Source organism: Acinetobacter lactucae, from assembly GCF_013344765.1.
Classification (GTDB): domain Bacteria; phylum Pseudomonadota; class Gammaproteobacteria; order Pseudomonadales; family Moraxellaceae; genus Acinetobacter; species Acinetobacter lactucae_A.
In genome coordinates this window covers 1-1,348 of sequence record NZ_JABVBF010000326.1, presented here as the reverse complement: position 1 = coordinate 1,348, position 1,348 = coordinate 1, and the positions used below count along the sequence as shown (strand labels likewise).

Sequence of the window (1,348 nt, the reverse complement as noted above, 5' to 3'; positions counted from 1 at the left end):
AGTTTATATGCAGCAATCCCCCCAATTGCACCGCCAATGAGGATACCAATATAAAACACTTCCTTGCATACATGAAAAAGCCTATCGGCTAGATAGGCTCCTTATTAATAAATTAAATAGTTAAAAATATTATTCATTTTCTATATCTAAATACCAAATGGTTTCACCCCAAGCATTATCTTCAATTTCAGGCATGATTTCACCTTCTGTAAAGTAGCGCTTTTCCATATTATTTGCAGGACTATACCATTCACCTGTTTTCGGACATATTTCTCCACCGAGTACCTTAATTTTATTTTGCTCTAACAGTACTGCATGAATCTTATTGACTCGTTTACCCTCTGGCCAATGGCTATCTTCATCAAAACGGGCAATCCATTGTGGAGAGTTCTCTATATCAAATCTTGGGTTCGGATCATCATCCCATGCATCTAAAGTCGTTAATTTTAAATCATTACAACGAATTGGCTTAATCAGCTCATTTGCCATTACCAATAAATCTGGAACACCCTCTTCAACTGGATAAAGTGATAATTCTCCAAGTCGAATCCATAGACTGTATTTTTCAGGGTCTGCTGGATCTGGTAATTTAGTAATCTCAATTCGTGAATCATTGAGTTTTAGGCGGATTTGCTCCTCGCTTAACCCTAGCTTTTCTATCCAATAAGGTGAAAGCAAAAAACACCATGTTGGAGTTCGTAATCCAGCTCCAAGAACAGGTAAATATTCGAAACCATCTTCATCATAATGAGAATGAAATGCCATCGCAGCTGGATGATCAATATCTAATCCGTAAAAGTAATCGGTAAATATTCTTTCTGCTGTTTCAAATTCTGGAGAAATTGATGATAGTTGAGTACTATTTCCAATTTCATATCCGCTATATGATTGAATTGGATTAAATTCTTTCAAGCATCTTTCAACAAATTCGTCCCACTTATTTTTATTATTTTTATACCATTTACTACTAAATGTAATCTTTAAATAAGAGTAGGCGCTAGCCTGTGATAACATCGCCGAATATGCCCATTGTGCACTTTGTAGATTTGAGTCAGCACTTGATGCCCCAATAAAATAAAATAAATCTGAATCTAAGGTTTTAGTCACGTCAGTGATGATATCTTTCTTATTTGGTTTCTTTTTAACAATTTTCTTCCAATGGCTATCTTCATTTCGATAGAATAAGTTTAGTGGTTTATCGATTATTTCTTCTTCAAAAACATTACAAATAGATAAAATTTTATCTGCAATTAAAAGCACCTCATCATCACTATTTAAAATATAGAATGTTATAAATGGGCAAATGCCAAACTCTTCCCCTTCATAACCATATATATAATCACTATTC

The 1,348-nt window shown here is 34.1% G+C and carries 1 protein-coding gene; it reads right to left on the bottom strand.

Features of this window, described 5'->3' with window-relative positions:
• Window positions 1-129 precede the first annotated feature (129 nt).
• On the bottom strand, window positions 130-1,335 hold the full coding sequence (locus tag HUN22_RS17075) for a type VI immunity family protein (protein WP_438839294.1): 1,206 nt from the start codon (window positions 1,333-1,335) through the stop codon (window positions 130-132).
• Window positions 1,336-1,348: the final 13 nt, after the last annotated feature.